The sequence below is a fragment of the Variovorax sp. OV084 genome (assembly GCF_900111625.1).
Classification (GTDB): domain Bacteria; phylum Pseudomonadota; class Gammaproteobacteria; order Burkholderiales; family Burkholderiaceae_C; genus Variovorax.
Genome location: NZ_FOII01000002.1, coordinates 209,142 through 226,184 on the forward strand (window position 1 = coordinate 209,142; position 17,043 = coordinate 226,184).

Annotated in this window: 14 protein-coding genes; 8 read left to right on the forward strand and 6 right to left on the reverse strand. The window is 65.3% G+C overall.

The genetic code is table 11. The features are described from left to right. Positions 1–66: 66 nt before the first annotated feature. The 5 genes from BMW87_RS07320 to BMW87_RS07340 all read right to left on the reverse strand — a co-directional run bounded on the left by BMW87_RS07320 (position 67) and on the right by BMW87_RS07340 (position 6,104). Positions 67–2,652, reverse strand: coding sequence for a bifunctional aconitate hydratase 2/2-methylisocitrate dehydratase (locus BMW87_RS07320; protein ID WP_093049553.1), 2,586 nt, complete (start codon positions 2,650–2,652; stop codon positions 67–69). Between the two features lie 76 nt (positions 2,653–2,728). Beyond that, positions 2,729–3,286, reverse strand: a complete 558-nt coding sequence (locus BMW87_RS07325) for a hypothetical protein (RefSeq protein WP_093049550.1) — start codon at positions 3,284–3,286, stop codon at positions 2,729–2,731. Positions 3,287–3,320: 34 nt separating this feature from the next. Further along, positions 3,321–4,319, reverse strand: coding sequence for an HpcH/HpaI aldolase/citrate lyase family protein (locus BMW87_RS07330; RefSeq protein ID WP_093075555.1), 999 nt, complete (start codon positions 4,317–4,319; stop codon positions 3,321–3,323). Beyond that, on the reverse strand, positions 4,316–5,101 hold the full coding sequence (gene tam / locus BMW87_RS07335; protein WP_093075556.1) for a trans-aconitate 2-methyltransferase: 786 nt from the start codon (positions 5,099–5,101) through the stop codon (positions 4,316–4,318). Before tam ends, BMW87_RS07330 begins: the two co-directional genes overlap by 4 nt. A gap of 16 nt (positions 5,102–5,117) precedes the next feature. After that, the gene (locus BMW87_RS07340; RefSeq protein WP_042578072.1) at positions 5,118–6,104 is read right to left on the reverse strand and encodes a malate dehydrogenase; all 987 of its coding nucleotides are present in this window, start codon (positions 6,102–6,104) and stop codon (positions 5,118–5,120) included. 184 nt (positions 6,105–6,288) lie between these two features. Between BMW87_RS07340 and BMW87_RS07345 the strand changes: the two genes are divergently transcribed. The 8 genes from BMW87_RS07345 (at position 6,289) to BMW87_RS07380 (ending at position 13,510) form a co-directional block, all read left to right on the forward strand. Then, positions 6,289–7,047: a GntR family transcriptional regulator gene (locus BMW87_RS07345; protein WP_093049541.1), complete on the forward strand. Its 759-nt coding sequence runs from the start codon at positions 6,289–6,291 to the stop codon at positions 7,045–7,047. A gap of 235 nt (positions 7,048–7,282) precedes the next feature. After that, on the forward strand, positions 7,283–7,729 hold the full coding sequence (sdhC, locus tag BMW87_RS07350) for a succinate dehydrogenase, cytochrome b556 subunit (RefSeq protein ID WP_093049538.1): 447 nt from the start codon (positions 7,283–7,285) through the stop codon (positions 7,727–7,729). A 13-nt stretch (positions 7,730–7,742) separates the two neighbouring features. After that, positions 7,743–8,108, forward strand: coding sequence for a succinate dehydrogenase, hydrophobic membrane anchor protein (gene sdhD / locus BMW87_RS07355; RefSeq protein ID WP_093049535.1), 366 nt, complete (start codon positions 7,743–7,745; stop codon positions 8,106–8,108). 7 nt (positions 8,109–8,115) lie between these two features. Next, entirely contained in the window at positions 8,116–9,924 is a 1,809-nt protein-coding gene (gene sdhA / locus BMW87_RS07360) for a succinate dehydrogenase flavoprotein subunit (RefSeq protein WP_093049532.1), read from the forward strand. A gap of 49 nt (positions 9,925–9,973) precedes the next feature. Continuing rightward, positions 9,974–10,675, forward strand: a complete 702-nt coding sequence (locus BMW87_RS07365) for a succinate dehydrogenase iron-sulfur subunit (protein ID WP_093049529.1) — start codon at positions 9,974–9,976, stop codon at positions 10,673–10,675. A gap of 28 nt (positions 10,676–10,703) precedes the next feature. Then, positions 10,704–11,018: an FAD assembly factor SdhE gene (locus BMW87_RS07370; protein ID WP_093049525.1), complete on the forward strand. Its 315-nt coding sequence runs from the start codon at positions 10,704–10,706 to the stop codon at positions 11,016–11,018. A 24-nt stretch (positions 11,019–11,042) separates the two neighbouring features. Then, on the forward strand, positions 11,043–12,353 hold the full coding sequence (gltA, locus tag BMW87_RS07375; protein WP_093049522.1) for a citrate synthase: 1,311 nt from the start codon (positions 11,043–11,045) through the stop codon (positions 12,351–12,353). Positions 12,354–12,451: 98 nt separating this feature from the next. Next, positions 12,452–13,510, forward strand: a complete 1,059-nt coding sequence (locus BMW87_RS07380) for a purine-nucleoside phosphorylase (protein ID WP_093075558.1) — start codon at positions 12,452–12,454, stop codon at positions 13,508–13,510. A gap of 20 nt (positions 13,511–13,530) precedes the next feature. On the opposite strand, the gene BMW87_RS07385 is transcribed toward BMW87_RS07380, so the two are convergent. After that, positions 13,531–16,875 (reverse strand): autotransporter outer membrane beta-barrel domain-containing protein, encoded by a 3,345-nt coding sequence (locus BMW87_RS07385; protein WP_093075559.1) that lies wholly within the window; start codon positions 16,873–16,875, stop codon positions 13,531–13,533. Positions 16,876–17,043 lie beyond the last annotated feature (168 nt).

The following is a 17,043-nucleotide window of genomic DNA, read 5'->3' on the forward strand; positions in this document are numbered from 1 at the left end:
AGGCGCATCGCCCACAAAAAAGCCCCGCCGAAGCGGGGCTTTCTGATTGGAGCGAGCCGAAGAAGATCAGGCCGCGACCGTGTCCGCCACGCCCTTGTAGTCCTCGATCTTGTCGAAGTTCAGGTACTGGTAGATCTGCGCGCTGGACGCATCGAGCACGCCCGTGGCGGCCATGTACTCCTCGCGGGTCGGGATGCGACCCAGGCGCGAGCAGATGGCGGCCAGTTCGGCCGAGCCGAGGTACACGTTGGTGTTCTTGCCCAGGCGGTTGGGGAAGTTGCGCGTGCTGGTCGACATCACCGTCGCGCCTTCGCGCACCTGTGCCTGGTTGCCCATGCACAGCGAGCAGCCCGGCATTTCGGTGCGGGCACCGGCATTGCCGAACACGCCGTAGTGGCCTTCCTCGGTGAGCTGCTGCGCGTCCATCTTGGTGGGCGGAGCGATCCACAGCTTGACCGGGATGTCGCGCTTGCCTTCGAGCAGCTTCGACGCGGCGCGGAAGTGGCCGATGTTGGTCATGCACGAGCCGATGAACACTTCGTCGATCACGGCGCCTGCCACGTCGCTGAGCGTCTTCACGTCATCGGGGTCGTTCGGGCAGGCCACGATGGGTTCGTGGATCTCGGCCAGGTCGATCTCGATCACGGCGGCGTAGTCGGCGTCGGCGTCGCCCTTGAGCAGTTGCGGGTCCGCAAGCCAGGCTTCCTGCGCGGCGATGCGGCGTTGCAGCGTGCGGGCATCGGCGTAGCCTTCGGCAATCATCCACTTCATCAGCGTGATGTTGCTGTTGATGTACTCGATGATCGGCTCCTTGTTCAGGTGCACCGTGCAGCCGGCGGCCGAGCGTTCGGCCGAGGCGTCGCTCAGCTCGAAGGCTTGCTCCACCTTCAGGTCGGGCAGGCCTTCGATTTCGAGGATGCGGCCCGAGAAGATGTTCTTCTTGCCCTTCTTCTCGACCGTCAGCAGGCCGGACTTGATGGCGTACAGCGGAATTGCGTTGACCAGGTCACGCAGCGTCACGCCGGGTTGCATCTTGCCCTTGAAGCGCACGAGCACCGATTCGGGCATGTCCAGCGGCATCACGCCGGTGGCGGCAGCGAAGGCAACGAGGCCCGAGCCTGCCGGGAAGCTGATGCCGATGGGGAAGCGGGTGTGGCTGTCGCCGCCCGTGCCCACGGTGTCGGGCGTCAGCAGGCGGTTGAGCCACGAGTGGATCACGCCGTCGCCGGGGCGCAGCGACACGCCGCCGCGGTTGGCCATGAACTCGGGCAATTCGTGGTGCATCTTGACGTCGACCTTCTTGGGGTACGCCGCCGTGTGGCAGAACGACTGCATGACGAGGTCGGCCGAGAAGCCCAGGCAAGCCAGGTCCTTCAGTTCGTCGCGCGTCATCGGGCCGGTGGTGTCCTGCGAGCCGACCGAGGTCATCTTGGGTTCGCAGTACGTGCCCGGGCGAACGCCCTGGCCTTCTGGCAGGCCACAGGCGCGGCCGACCATCTTCTGTGCCAGCGAGAAGCCCTTCTTGGTGTCGACCGGGCTTTGCGGCAGGCGGAACAGCGTCGACACGGGCAGGCCCAGCGCCTCGCGCGCCTTGGCCGTCAGGCCGCGGCCGATGATCAGCGGAATGCGGCCACCGGCGCGCACTTCGTCGAACAGCACGTCGCTCTTGACCTGGAACTCGGCGATGACCTTGCCGTCCTTCAGCGCCTTGCCTTCATAGGGACGCAGCTCGACCACGTCGCCCATGTTCATCTGCGCCACGTCGAGCTCGATGGGCAGCGCGCCCGAGTCTTCCATGGTGTTGTAGAAGATGGGAGCGATCTTGCCGCCGAGGCAGACGCCGCCGAAGCGCTTGTTCGGCACGAAGGGAATGTCTTCGCCGGTGAACCAGAGCACCGAGTTGGTGGCGCTCTTGCGCGAAGAACCCGTGCCGACCACGTCGCCGGCATAGGCCACGAGGTGGCCGCGGGCGCGCAGGTCTTCGATGAACTTCACGGGGCCGCGCTTGCCGTCTTCTTCGGGAACGATGCCCGGGCGTGCGTTCTTGTGCATCGCGAGCGCGTGCATCGGAATGTCGGGACGGGTCGTCGCGTCGGGTGCGGGCGACAGGTCGTCGGTGTTGATTTCGCCGGCCACCTTGAAGATGCTGACGGTGATGCTCTCGGGCACTTCGGGACGGCTGGTGAACCACTCGGCATCGGCCCAGCTTTGCAGCACGCCCTTGGCGTTGGCGTTGCCCTTGTCGGCCTTTTCCTTGACGTCGTGGAACTGGTCGAACATCAACAGGGTTTTCTTCAGGCCTTCTGCTGCCACAGCGCCGACTTCGGCGTCGTCGAGCAGGTCGATCATGGGGCTGATGTTGTAGCCGCCGAGCATGGTGCCGAGCAGTTCGGTCGCGCGGGCGCGCGAAATGAACTCGCTCTTCTCGGTGCCGTGGGCCACGGCCGCGAGGTAGCTCGCCTTGACCTTGGCGGCGTCGTCGACGCCGGCGGGCACGCGATAGGTGAGCAGGTCGAGCAGGAAGGCGCCGTCCTTGGCGTTCGCGCTCTTGAGGAGCTCGATCGCTTCAGAGGTCTGCTTCGCGCTCAAGGGCAGCGGCGGGATACCGAGCGCGGCGCGTTCGGCAACATGGTCAACGTAGGCTTGCAACATCTTCTTTTCTCCGGAAACTGAGCTGGCGGGCGTGCAGTACGGCAAGCAAGAGCCGCGCCGCACGCCGTTTCGTTACTTACTTCTTTTCGCCGTCGGCGCCTTCGAACAGGGCCTTCGGCGGGTTCTTCTTCATTTCTGCGGCAAATGCGACCTGGGCGTCGGTCTGGCATTCATCGGCAATGCGCAGGCCGGCCTTCTGGTTCATCAGCATCGACTTGTTGCCGAGCTGCAGCCACATGGCGCCGGCACGCGGGTCTTCGAGGCGGATGGCGCCGGTGCGGCTTTCGACCGGGTGCATGCGGTACTTCAGGCCCTTGGTGGTCACGGTGAAGAAGCCGGGCTTCTTTTCGTCGGGCGTGACGGTCACGTCGGCGCCGAGTTCGCACTGGGCGCGGCCGATCGACACGCGCTGGGCGACAGCCAGGTCGGCATCGGTGAGCACGACGTTGGTGTCGTCGGCGATCGGCGTGACTTCCTCGACAGCCTTGGCCGCCTTGCGGGTGACCTGGCGCTTGGGAGGCGTCTTCTTGGCTTCGGCCTTTGCCGCAGGCTTGGCCGCGGGCTTGGCGTCCTGCGCGACTGCTGCAAGCGGCAGGGCCAGGGCGACGGCGGCGATCAGGGCAATTTTCTTCATGTGTGGGTTTCCTTGAGGCTGGATTCAGAGAGTTTCAGGAGGCCGCGAGCGCAAACCAGGCTTTCGCCTCGGGGGGCAACGCGCGCCCTGTTGCGTGGGCGCGCATCAAGACCTGCCAAAAGTGGCGGTAGCTCGCGCGGTCGTGCAATGTGCCATCAATTTGTGTCGGAGCCCAATCAGCAAGCGCCGCTTTTGCAATGATTTGTGTGGCAACTTGAATCTGCGCCTCGTCGGGCGCAAAGGCCTCGAGGATGGGGCGGATCTGGTTCGGGTGGATGCTCCACATGCGCGTGTAGCCGAATTCGGTGGCCGCCTTGCGGGCCGCCGTGCGCATGGCATCGGTGTTGCTGAACTCGGTGACCACGCAGTGCGAAGGCACCTTGCCGTAGGCATGCGCGGCCGATGCGATGGCCAGCTTGGCGCGCACCACCAGCGGGTGGCTGAACTGCCCTGCCGCACCCATGCCATCGGCGGGGATCGCGCCGGCGTGGGCCGAGACGAAATCCATCAGGCCGAAGCTCAGCGACTGCACGCGCGGATGGGCGGCAATCTCGAAGGCGTTGTGCACGGCGAACGGCGACTCGATCAACACGTGCAGCGGCAATGCATCGGCATCCGCCGCCTCGAGCGCCGCGACAGCCTGCAACACATCGGCCACCGATTCGACCTTCGGCACCATCAAATGACTCAGGCGCTGGGCGGCACGGCCGGCAATGGTGATCACGTCGCCGGCAAAGGCGGGATGGTCGACGGGGTGCACGCGCACGCCGACGCGCATGCCGGGCCTGGCGGCCAGCGCCAGTTCGGTGACGAGCGCGGCATGCTCGGCCTCGCCGCCTACCGGGGCGCCGTCTTCGCAATCGAGGGTAACGTCGAACACGCAGGCGCCGAACTCCTCGGCCATCTCCGCCTGGAGCGCGAGGCTCTTCTTCATGCGCGCTTCGACGCCGCTGTAGTGGTCGCACACAGGCAACGTCACGGCGCCGGCTTGTGCGCCGAGCAGTACTTCAGCGGGATGCGCGGTCTTCGTCATGCCTTTTTCTGCGCCACGATGAACATGCGCGGAAAGGCGAGCAGCCGCTTGCCGTCGGTGCGCGCCGGATAGGCTTCGTTCACTCGACGCTCGTACTCGGCAAGGTAGCTCGCCTGCAGGTCCGGCGGCAGGCGGTCGACGAAAGGCTTCAGCCCCGTGCCGCGCACCCATTCGACGATGGATGCGGCATCGGCCATGCGGTGCTGGTAGATCGTGTGCCAGACATCGACGTGCACCGCACGCGGCGCCAGCAGGTCGTAGTAGCCACCGAGGTCGAGCAGCAGGGTGCGCAGCTTGTCGGCGTCGCCGATGCGTTCGGCCCACGGTGCTTCAGCGGCCAACGCACGCATCAGGCGATGCGTGGGCTCCTGGCGGTTGTCGGGCATCTGGATGGCGAGCACGCCACCCGGGGCCAGCGCGTCGAACAGGCGCGGGATCAGCTTTTCGTGATCGGGCACCCACTGCAGGGACGCGTTGGCATAAATGAGGTCGGGCGTTTCTTCCTGGGATTGCGGCGCCCAGGCCGCAATGTCGCTCAACTCGAAGCGCGCCTGCGGCAGGCGCTCGCGCGCGCTGACAAGCATGGCTTCGGAGTTGTCGGTTCCGAGGACTTGCGCCTTCGGAAACCGGTTGACCAGCAGCTCGGTGGAGTTGCCCGGTCCGCACCCGAGGTCGACCACGCGGGCGGCCTCGGTCAGTGGCACCCGCGCCAGGAGCTCCTGTGCGGGTCGGGTGCGCTCGTCCTCGTAGCGACGGTAGAGCGCGGGGTTCCAGTCGAGCATGCTGGCTGGTCGTGCTTTAGAGCAGGTGAGCGACGCCGGCGCGTTCGCCTTCCAGTTCTTCCAGGGTCTTGTTGATGCGTTCCTGGCTGAATGCATCGATCTCGAGGCCTTCGACCAGCTTGTATTCACCGTTTTCGCAGGTGACCGGGAAGCCGAACATCACGTCCTTCGGAATGCCGTACTGGCCGTCCGACGGAATGCCCATGGTGACCCACTTGCCGTTGGTGCCCAGGGCCCAGTCGCGCATGTGGTCGATGGCGGCGTTGGCAGCCGAGGCAGCCGACGACAGGCCGCGCGCTTCGATGATGGCAGCGCCGCGCTTGCCGACGGTCGGCAGGAAGGTGTTGGCGTTCCATTCCTGGTCGTTGATCATCTTGGCGACGCTTTCGCCGTTGATGGTGGCGAAGCGGTAGTCGGCGTACATCGTGGGCGAGTGGTTGCCCCAGACGGTGAGCTTCTCGATGTCGGCCACGGCCTTGCCGGTCTTGGCGGCGATCTGGCTGGCGGCGCGGTTGTGGTCCAGGCGCAGCATGGCGGTGAAGTTCTTGCGCGGCAGGTCGGGAGCGCTCTTCATGGCGATGTAGGCGTTGGTGTTGGCAGGGTTGCCGACCACCAGCACCTTGACGTTGCGGCTGGCGACGGCGTTGAGGGCCTTGCCTTGCGCGGTGAAGATGGCACCGTTGACGGCCAGCAGTTCGGCACGTTCCATGCCGGGGCCGCGGGGACGCGAACCGACGAGCAGTGCGTAGTCGGCGTCCTTGAAGGCGGTCATCGGGTCGCCGTGGGCTTCCATGCCGGCCAGCAACGGGAAGGCGCAGTCGTCGAGTTCCATCATCACGCCCTTGAGCGCCTTCTGGGCCTTCTCGTCGGGGATTTCGAGCAGTTGCAGGATGACCGGCTGGTCTTTGCCGAGCATTTCACCGGAGGCGATACGGAACAACAGGGCGTAACCGATTTGACCGGCGGCACCGGTGACGGCAACGCGGACGGGCTTTTTGCTCATGGGAAGACTCCAGAAGGTAATGAAACGGTGTCGGCGCTCTCGTGGGGCGCCAGGGGTTCTGCGGGCTGGGAATACTTCCCGCAGCGCGAGACCGGCCGCATTTTAAGCCGATTCAATGAGCCTCGTCTTATGTCTTATATAAGATATCCTCCGGGGGTCCGCCAAGGCGCACCCCACCGCTGCCATGAACACGCCCACCACATTCGACGAGCCCGCGACGCCGTCCTTCAGTCCGCTCTACCAGCAGATCAAGACATTGATCCTGCAGAGCCTGCAGGCGGGCGAGTGGAAGCCGGGCGAGCCCATCCCGAGCGAGATGGATCTGGCCGTGCGCTATCGGGTGAGCCAGGGCACGGTGCGCAAGGCCATCGACGAACTCTCTGCCGAAAACCTCGTGGTGCGCCGCCAGGGCAAGGGCACCTTCGTCGCCACGCATGCCGAGCAGCATGTGCAGTACCGCTTCCTCAAGCTCGTGCCCGATGCGGGCGACCCGAACACCGAGGGCCCGGCGGTGCGCACCATCGTCGACTGCAAACGCCAGCGCGCATCGGCCGACGTGGCGCGCGCGCTCGGCCTGCGCACGGGCGACGCGGTGCTGCAGGTGCGGCGCGTGCTCGCCTATGGCGGCGTGCCCACCATCCTCGAAGACCTCTGGCTGCCCGGCGCGCCCTTCAAGGGGCTCACCGCCGAGCGGCTGCGCGCGTGGCCCGGCCCGATGTACGCGTTGTTCGAAACCGAGTTCGGCGTGCGCATGGTGCGCGCAGAAGAAAAAATCCGCGCCGTGCTGCCCGATGCCGAACAGGCCGCGCTGCTCGACGTGACGCTGCAGATGCCCCTGTTGAGCGTGGAACGCGTGGCGCACACCTACCATGACATGCCGATGGAGCTGCGTCGCGGGCTCTATCGCACCGACACGCACCACTACAGGAACCAGCTGGGCTGATCCCGATGCAGACGAAGGCCGAATACCGCCGCGCCGATGTGCGCATACAAGCTGCGCATTGCGCTACGAAGTCAATAGCATCCGACTGCAACGGTGCGCCGACTCGTGCATGTCCGCTGCGCGATGGTGCATTGCAATAGAATTTTGCGTTGTTTGCATTTCCGCAGAAGAAACAAAAGCGTTCGCTCTCAGAACAAGCCAACAAGTCACAAAAGCCACGAAAGCACTTCCCCCAATGACAGAGCTTGCAACTCCCCCCCGGCCTCCGCGTCGCGAATTCCGCAACATCAATGCCTTCACCGACCTCACGACCTACCGGCTGCCGCCGGCCGGCATCGTGTCGATCCTGCATCGCGTCAGCGGCGTGCTGATGTTCCTGCTGCTGCCGTTCATCATCTGGATGTTCGACACCTCGCTGTCTTCCGACTATTCGTTCGCCAAGTTCAAGGCCGCCTTCAACAGCGGCCTTGGTTTCGTTCCGGGGTGGTTCTTCAAGCTGGTCGCGCTCGCGCTCATCTGGGCCTACCTGCACCACTTCATCGCCGGCCTGCGCCATCTCTGGATGGACGTGAGCCACGCTGCCGTGACCAAGGAATTCGGCCATACCTCGGCTGTCGTCACGCTGGCACTGAGCATCCTGCTCACCGTGGTGCTCGGCGCCAAGCTGTTCGGCCTGTACTGAGAAGGAGCCAACCATGTCTGTGAACTACGGCTCCAAGCGCATCGTCGTCGGCGCGCACTACGGTCTGCGCGACTGGCTCAGCCAGCGCATTACGGGCGGCCTGATGGCGCTCTTCACGATCGTGCTGCTCGCGCAACTGATCTTCACCCGCGGCCCCATCGGCTACGACCTCTGGGCCGGCATCTTCGCCGCGCAGTGGATGAAGGTGCTCACGTTCTCCGTGATCGTCGCCCTGCTCTACCACGTGTGGGTCGGCATGCGCGACGTCTGGATGGACTACGTCCAGCCCGTCGGCATCCGTCTCGTGCTGCAAATTTTCACCATCGTCTGGCTTGTCGGTTGTGCGGGTTGGGCCATTCAAGTGCTTTGGAAGATCTGACCCCACCATGACCTACACAAAAGAAAAAATCACCAAGCGCAAGTTCGACGTCGTGATCGTCGGTGCCGGCGGCTCCGGCATGCGCGCCTCGCTGCAACTCGCCCGTGCCGGCCTCAACGTGGCTGTGCTCTCCAAGGTGTTCCCGACCCGTTCGCACACCGTCGCCGCTCAAGGCGGCGTGGGCGCATCGCTCGGCAACATGAGCGAAGACAACTGGCACTACCACTTCTACGACACGATCAAGGGCTCCGACTGGCTCGGCGACCAGGACGCGATCGAGTTCATGTGCCGCGAAGCACCGAAGGTCGTGTACGAGCTCGAACACTTCGGCATGCCGTTCGACCGCAACCCCGACGGCACCATCTACCAGCGTCCGTTCGGCGGCCACACCGCCAACTACGGCGAGAAGCCCGTGCAGCGCGCCTGCGCCGCGGCCGACCGTACCGGCCACGCGATGCTGCACACGCTCTATCAGAAGAACGTCGAAGCCCGCACCCAGTTCTTCGTCGAATGGATGGCGCTCGACCTCATCCGTGACGACGAAGGCGACGTGGTTGGCGTGACCGCGCTCGAAATGGAAACCGGCGACCTGCACATCCTGCAGGCCAAGACCGTGCTGCTGGCCACCGGCGGCGCAGGCCGCATCTTCCAGGCCTCGACCAACGCCTTCATCAACACCGGCGACGGCCTCGGCATGGCGGCCCGCTCGGGCATCCCGCTGCAGGACATGGAGTTCTGGCAGTTCCACCCGACCGGCGTGGCCGGCGCAGGCGTGCTGCTGACCGAAGGCTGCCGCGGCGAAGGCGCGATCCTGCTGAATAGCAACGGCGAACGCTTCATGGAGCGCTATGCGCCCACCCTGAAAGACCTGGCGCCGCGTGACTTCGTGTCGCGCTCGATGGACCAGGAAATCAAGGAGGGCCGAGGCTGCGGTCCCAACAAGGACTACGTGCTGCTCAAGCTCGACCACCTGGGCGCCGAAACCATCCACAAGCGCCTGCCCTCGGTGTACGAAATCGGCGTCAACTTCGCCAACGTCGACATCACGAAGGAACCGATTCCGGTCGTGCCCACCATCCACTACCAGATGGGCGGCATCCCGACCAACATCCACGGCCAGGTCGTCATCCAGAAGGGTGAAGAGAACAGCGCAGTGGTGAACGGCCTCTACGCCGTGGGCGAATGCTCCTGCGTGAGCGTGCACGGCGCCAACCGCCTGGGCACGAACTCGCTGCTCGACCTGCTGGTGTTCGGCCGCGCGGCCGGCAACCACATCGTCGAGTTCAACGACAAGCTCAAGGAACACAAGCCCCTGCCCAACGATGCGGCCGACCGCACGCTGGAGCGCCTGAACCGCCTCGAATCGACCACCACCGGCGAATACGCCCAGGACGTGGCCGGCGAGATCCGCGCCGTCATGCAGCAACATGCGGCAGTGTTCCGCAAGCAGGCTTCGATGGACGAAGGCGTGACCAAGATCGCCGCCGTGCGCGAGCGCGTCAAGGCCATCGGCCTGAAGGACAAGTCGAAGGTGTTCAACACCGCCCGCATCGAAGCGCTGGAAGTCGACAACCTGATCGAAGTGGCGCAGGCCACCATGGTCTCGGCCGCCGCCCGCAAGGAATGCCGCGGCGCCCACACGGTCGAAGACTACGAACGCCCGGCGGACGACCCTGTCGCACCGCTCGGCCGCGACGACGTCAACTGGATGAAGCACACGCTCTGGTACAGCCAGGACAACCGCCTCTCGTACAAGCCGGTCAAGCTGCAGCCGCTCACCGTGGCCTCGGTTCCACCCAAGGTCCGCACGTTCTAAGAGAACGGCTCACAGTCAGCTCATACAAAGCATTCACAAGGTCACTACGATGAAGCGCACATTCCAGATTTACCGCTACGACCCGGACAAGGACGCCAAGCCCTACATGCAGACGGTCGAGATCGAACTCGACGGCCACGAGCGCATGCTGCTCGACGCCCTCATGAAGCTCAAGGCGCAAGACCCTACGCTGTCGTTCCGCCGCTCGTGCCGCGAAGGCGTCTGCGGCTCCGACGCGATGAACATCAACGGCAAGAACGGTCTGGCCTGCCTGACCAACATGAACACGCTCAAGGGCACCGTCGTGCTCAAGCCGCTGCCGGGCCTGCCCGTCATCCGCGACCTGATCGTGGACATGACGCAGTTCTTCAAGCAGTACAACTCGATCAAGCCGTACCTGCAGAACGACACCGTGCCGCCCGAAAAGGAACGCCTGCAGTCGCCCGAAGAGCGCGAAGAGCTCAACGGCCTGTACGAGTGCATCCTGTGCGCGAGCTGCTCCACGAGCTGCCCGAGCTTCTGGTGGAACCCCGACAAGTTCGTGGGCCCCGCCGGCCTGCTGCAGGCCTACCGCTTCATCGCCGACAGCCGCGACGAAGCCACCGCCGAGCGCCTGGACAACCTGGAAGACCCGTACCGCCTGTTCCGCTGCCACACGATCATGAACTGCGTGGACGTGTGCCCGAAGAGCCTGAACCCGACCAAGGCCATCGGCAAGATCAAGGAATTGATGGTGCGCCGCGCCATCTGACCCTGATCCATTTGTTCGAGAAGCCACCATGCAACCCGCCGCCGACTCCGCCGACCTGCTCAGTGAACGTGCGCTGAGCAAGCTCAAATGGCGCTGCCGGCGCGGACTGCTCGAGAACGACCTGTTCATCGCCCGCTTCTTCGAGCGGCACGAATTCCGCATGACCGTGGGTCAAGCGGGAGCGATGGAGACACTGATGGACCTGTCGGACAACGACCTCCTTGACCTCCTTCTGCGCAGGAAGGAGCCCGAGCCCGCATGGGCCGGGGCCGAGGTGGTCGCATTGCTGCAGCTGATGCGTACCGACGGCGCGCAGCGTCCCGCAATCTCTCCTTCGTCCTGAATCCACCTCTGAAAGTAAACCGAAATGAAAGCATCCGATACCAAGGCCACGCTGTCGTTCAGCAACGGCGGCGACAGCGTCGAACTGCCGATCTACAAGGGCACCGTGGGCCCCGACGTGATCGACATCCGCAAGCTGTACGCACAGACCGGCATGTTCACCTACGACCCGGGCTTCATGTCGACCGCCGCCTGCCAGTCGGCCATCACGTACATCGATGGCGACAAGGGCGAGCTGCTGTATCGCGGCTACCCCATCGAGCAGCTCGCGACCAACTGCGACTTCATGGAGACCTGCCACCTGCTGCTGTACGGTGAACTGCCGGACACGGCCAAGAAGGCCAACTTCACCAAGCTCGTGACCAACCACACGATGGTGAACGAGCAGATGCAGTTCTTCCTGCGCGGCTTCCGTCGCGACGCGCATCCGATGGCCATCATGACCGGCCTGGTGGGCGCCCTGTCGGCCTTCTATCACGACAGCACGGACATCAACAATCCCGAGCACCGCGAGATCGCCGCGATCCGCCTGATCGCGAAGATGCCCACGCTCGTGGCAATGGCCTACAAGTACACGATCGGCCAGCCGTACATGTACCCGAAGAACGACCTGAGCTACGCCGGCAACTTCCTGCACATGATGTTCGCCACGCCGTGCGAAGAGTACAAGGTGAACCCGGTGCTCGAGCGCGCGCTCGACCGCATCTTCATCCTGCACGCAGACCACGAGCAGAACGCCTCGACCTCGACGGTGCGCCTGTGCGGCTCGTCGGGCACGAACCCCTTCGCGGCCATCGCGGCCGGCGTGGCCTGCCTCTGGGGTCCCGCCCACGGCGGCGCCAACGAAGCGGCGCTGAACATGCTCTACGACATCCAGAAGGAAGGTGGCGTGGAGAAGATCGGCGAGTTCATCAAGAAGGTCAAGGACAAGAACTCGAACGTCAAGCTGATGGGCTTCGGCCACCGCGTGTACAAGAACTACGACCCGCGCGCCAAGCTGATGCAGGAAACCTGCAACGAAGTGCTGACCGAGCTGGGTCTGGAACAAGACCCGCTGTTCAAGCTCGCCAAGGAACTGGAAAAGATCGCCCTGGAAGACGAGTACTTCGTGTCGCGCAAGCTGTACCCGAACGTCGACTTCTACTCGGGTATCGTGCAGCGCGCCATCGGTATCCCGGTGCCGCTGTTCACCGCGATCTTCGCGCTGGCCCGCACGGTCGGCTGGATCGCCCAGCTGAACGAAATGATCGGCGACCCCGAGTACAAGATCGGCCGCCCGCGCCAGCTGTTCGAAGGTTCGCCGAAGCGCGACGTGAAGCCGATCACGGCTCGCTGAGCTTCCGTCGAATTTCGATGATCAGAAAAGCTGCCTTCGGGCAGCTTTTTTTTGGCCTGTAAATTGCGATCTCTTTGGGCTCAACAAGGAGAAGGCGAATGTCAGTTTTTCAACGCGTGACCTGGTTTGGCACGAGGGCGGCATTCATCGCCTTCGCGACAACGCTGCTGTTCGGCTGCGCTACCGATGCACCCGGCGCGAAGCCGCCACAGCAGATTGCGGTGAAGGTTCTCATCATCAGCATGTTCAAGCCCGAGGCACAGGTGTGGTTCGAGCCGCTGAAGCTGACCCGGGAGATCAAGGTGCCGGGCCTGTCCGCCGACGATCCGCTGGTCCGGTGCAACGCCGATTCGGTGTGCCAGGTCACCACCGGCATGGGCCATACCAACGCGGCGGCTTCCATCACGGCACTGGTGTTCAGCGGGAAGTTCGACCTCTCGAAGACTTACTTCCTGGTGGCCGGCATCGCAGGCGTCGACCCGAATGTCTCGACCATCGGTTCTGCCACCTGGGCCCGGTTCCTGGTCGACTTCGGCATCGCACACGAGATAGATGCGCGTGAAATGCCATCGACCTGGCGCTCTGGCTACTTCGGCATCGGCGCCAAGGATCCGGACTCGAAGCCCAAGTTCGAATACCGGACCGAGGTCTTCCGCCTCAACGAGAAGCTGCTGCAGAAGGCCCTGAAGCTCTCGGCCAATGCGCCGCTGGCCGACAACGACAAGGCACGCGCCTACCGCGCCAGGTATTCGCAGCCAACCGCCAAGGCCCGCCCGTCGGTCCTGCAATGCGACACCGCGGCCGGCGACACCTACTGGCACGGCAGGTTCCTGGGCGAAACCGCCACGCGCTGGGTTTCGCTCGTGACCGACGGGCAGGGCAAGTACTGCACCACCCAGCAGGAAGACAACGCCACCTACGAGGCATTGAAGCGAGGCGCCAGCGCGGGGCTGCTCGACCTGCAGCGCGTGGCGGTTCTCCGCACGGCCTCCAATTTCGATCGGCCCTACCAGGGGCAGACCGCTTACGCCTCGTTGAATGCCGAGTCGGGCGGTTTCCCGATCGCTACCGGCAATCTCCTGATCGCGGGACGCCCGCTGGTGGATGCGATCGTGGGCAACTGGTCCGCGTGGAGCGCGGGGGTTCCCGCGGACTGATCCGTTCCGGGCTCAGCCTTTCACCACTTCACCCGCACGCCGATCGACCCGTTGATCGAGCTCTTGACCTTGGCGTCGCCACCGCTGGCCCAGAGCTTGCCGATTTCGCCGTAGAGGCTTGTCGTCTGGCCCAGCGCCAGCGTGAAGCCACCTGCCAGCTCGGTGCTTGTGCCGCCCGTCGGCGCCGAGATATCGGTCGTCGTCGCCCCGTTCACGAAGCGCGCGATGTCCGCGCCGCTCGATGTCCTGTAGACATTGAAGCGGCCGTACGGCTGAAGCGCGCCGATGCCCGTGTCGATCTGGCCCTTGACCCGCACGCCCGCACGGGCGATCCAGCCGCTGTCGGCCTGCGGCTGCGCGATGGCGCCGACGATGGCGGAGTTGTTCAGATCCATGTGCTGGTGAATCAGCTGCAGCTGCGGCTCGACGCTCCAGCCACTGCCGCCCAACGCAAAGGCCTGGCCCACCTCGATCGAGCCCAGCAGGCTGTTGCCCTTGCCGCCGACACCCGGGCTCAGGAATGGCTCGACCGTGTAGCGGTGACGGCCCGACTGCACCACCGCATCGGCGTAGAAGCCGCTGTCGCTGGTGTAGGTGCCGTACACGCCCAGGTACTGGCTGCGCAGGTCGTTGCGGCCCACGGCCAGGTTCTGGATGCCGCTGGCGAAGCCTCTCACGCGGGCATCGCCGTCGAGCTGGCCGACGTAGAGGCCTGCGCGCCAGTTCGGCATGACCAGCAGGTCTGTGCCGGCCTGGAAGCCGGTGAGGCGCCCTTTGCTGGATGGCGAGACGGCACCGCCCTGCTGGATGTCGATGTCGGTGGAGAGCACGCGGGCCCAGGCGCGGCGATCAGAACCGGTCGGGGTGGTCGCGGTGCCCTTGACGTCGTCATCGCCCACGCGCTTGCGCAGGTCGCCCAGCATCGCGAGGTTGCCCTGTCGCAGCTGGCCCGCCAGCGCGGCGTAGAGCGAGGCTTCCGCGCGGTAGGTGACCACGGGCGCAGAGGGCGTGGGCGCACCTGGCGATGCTGTGGTGCTCGAACGCAGGAACCAGTTCTCGCCTGCGCCGTTGGCATCGGCCGCGTACAAGCGGTACTCGTAGGCGCCGGCATCCACGTGGCCATTGGCCAGCGAGAACGCATCCTTGGTCGTCTGCGCAGTGGTCGTCGCGCCGTTCTGCGCGGTGATCACCTCGATGCCATTGCCACTGGTGAGCGCACCCAGGCCGCCGAGGTTGGTGATCTGCACCGTGGTCTTGCCGCTGGCCACCGCAGTTGCGCCGTTGAGCACCAGACGATCCGACGGCCCCGTGCCGTTGAGCGCGGTGCCGAGCCTGAGCACGCCGTTGTTGCCGACGTACGCGCCCGTCACCGTCAGCGTGGTGCCTGCGGTCGCACCCACCAGCGAGACGGTGCCGCTGTTGGCTAGCGAAGCAACCGTCTGGTTGAACCCGGCGAGGTCCAGCGTCGCGCCCGAAGCCACGCTGTGCACCGAAGCCGCGCTGAAGGTGTTGGCGGCGCCCGCCTTGAGCGTGCCCTGCGCGACGTTGGTCGCGCCGGTGTAGTTGTTGGCGCCCGACAGCGTCAGCGTGCCCGTGCCTTCCTTCGTGATGAAGCCGCCGCCGCTGATCGCGCCGCTCAGGGTCGCGTTGAAGGCCCCGGAGTCGATGACCGGATCGTTGTTGCCCGTGAGCTGGATCGCGTTGGCGATCGTCAGCCCGTCGGCGCTGAAGCCCAACGTGGTGTCGTCGTCCATCGACAGCGTGCCAGTGCCCAGCGCCAGGTTGTTGCCGAGGTTCAGGCGCCCCTGGCGCAGCGCGGTGCCGCCGGTGTAGGTGCTGGCGCCCGAGAGCGTCAGCGTGCCGGTGCCCTGCTTGACGAGGCCGCCACCGGTGCCGATCAGACTGCCGCTGAAGGTTTGCGATGTGTTGTCGGTCAGGGTCAAGGTGTTGGCGCCCAGTGCCACCAGGCTGCCCGCCACGCCCGACAGGTGCGCCACCGACTGGCTGCTGCCGGTCGACAGGTCGAACACCGCGCTGCCCCCCGTCAGCGATACACCGGTCGCCCCGGCCAGGGTGCCCGCGCCGGCCAGTTTCAGCGTGCCGTTGCTGATGGTCGTCTCGCCCGTGTAGCTGTTCGCGTTCGTCAGCGTCAGGATGCCGGCGCCCGTCTTCGTCAGGCCGCCGGTACCGCTGATGCCGCTTGCCAGCGTCACGTCGTTGCCGTTGGTGTCGAACGTGCCGCCGCTTGCACCCAGCGCATTCAACCGGCCGGAAATGTCCGTCGTGTTTGCCGCGGCCCATTGCAGGCCGCCGCCGTTCAGGGTGATGCGGCCGGTACCGAGGTTGCCACCGTTGCTGAAGTTGATCAGGCCGGCATTGACGATCGTGGCGCCCGAATAGGTGTTCGCCCCGGTCAGGAAGGTGATGCCGCTGCCGTTCTGCACGACCGCGCCGGTGCCGGCGATGGCCGTGGCAAATGCGTAGGTGGCATCGGACTGGTTGAAGTTGATCGTGCCCGCATTGGTGATGCTGCCGACCAGCCCGGTGACGGTGCCGGCGGTCGTGCCGTTGGCCGTGGCATTGCCGATGTTGAACGTGCCGTTTCCATTGATGGTGAAAGCGGCGCCGGTCAGGTTCAGCGTGCTGCCATCACCCAGGTTGAAGACACCCGCGCCGCCCGCCCCGCCGTTGCCGGAGCAGCCGCAGTTGCCGCCCGTGCCACCCAGGCCGCCGATGTACAGCTGGGTGCCGACCGTGATGGTCGCCCCGCCGGTGGCAGTGAGCGTTCCACTGCCGCCCGTGCCGCCATTGCCGCCCCGTGTGAAGGGGGCTCCGCCCGAACCGCCACCGCCACCGGCACCGCCGATCAGCAGCGTGTTGGTGACGTTCAGGGCCGTGCCGTTGAGATTGAGTACCCCCGCACCTCCGTCGCCTCCATTCATGCCGCCCAGGTTGGCACCGTCCCCGCCGCCGGCGCCGCCCCCGATGCCGACGTAGTCGTAGATCGGCAGGAGGCTGCTGCCGCTGGCCGGGCTGGGGAGAGTCTGCGTCGGAGCGGGAACACCACCCGCACCACCAGCGCCTGGAAGGTAGAAGTCTGCCCCGCCACCGCCGCCGCTGATGCTGCCGTTGCCACCGTCACCGCCGCCCGTGCCGCCTGTGCCTATGAGGAGCACGTCGGCCGCGTACGCTAGCGGCGCGGCCAGGCCCAGCGACACCGCGAACATCGCGCTCGCCGCAGCGCGACGCCGTGCGCGGCGCTTCCCGCCCGCGCCTGCTCCTTTGACGGCCGACACGGCCAGTTCAGATACAGCCTGCCAGACGCCCAGACTCCCGTTCCAGACGACCCTGAAAGTGCGATTCATCCTGTTGATCCCGTTCTGTTTTGTTGGATCCGGCTACGTGGTCGCAGCCGCGTTCACGGAAAGCCACTCGAGGCACTTGCTCGCGACGGAGCGATGCCGGGCATCCGGGAGACTTAAAGGAGCCAATGTAAGATTTGCAACAGGACGATTCAATTACCCGAAAGAGTA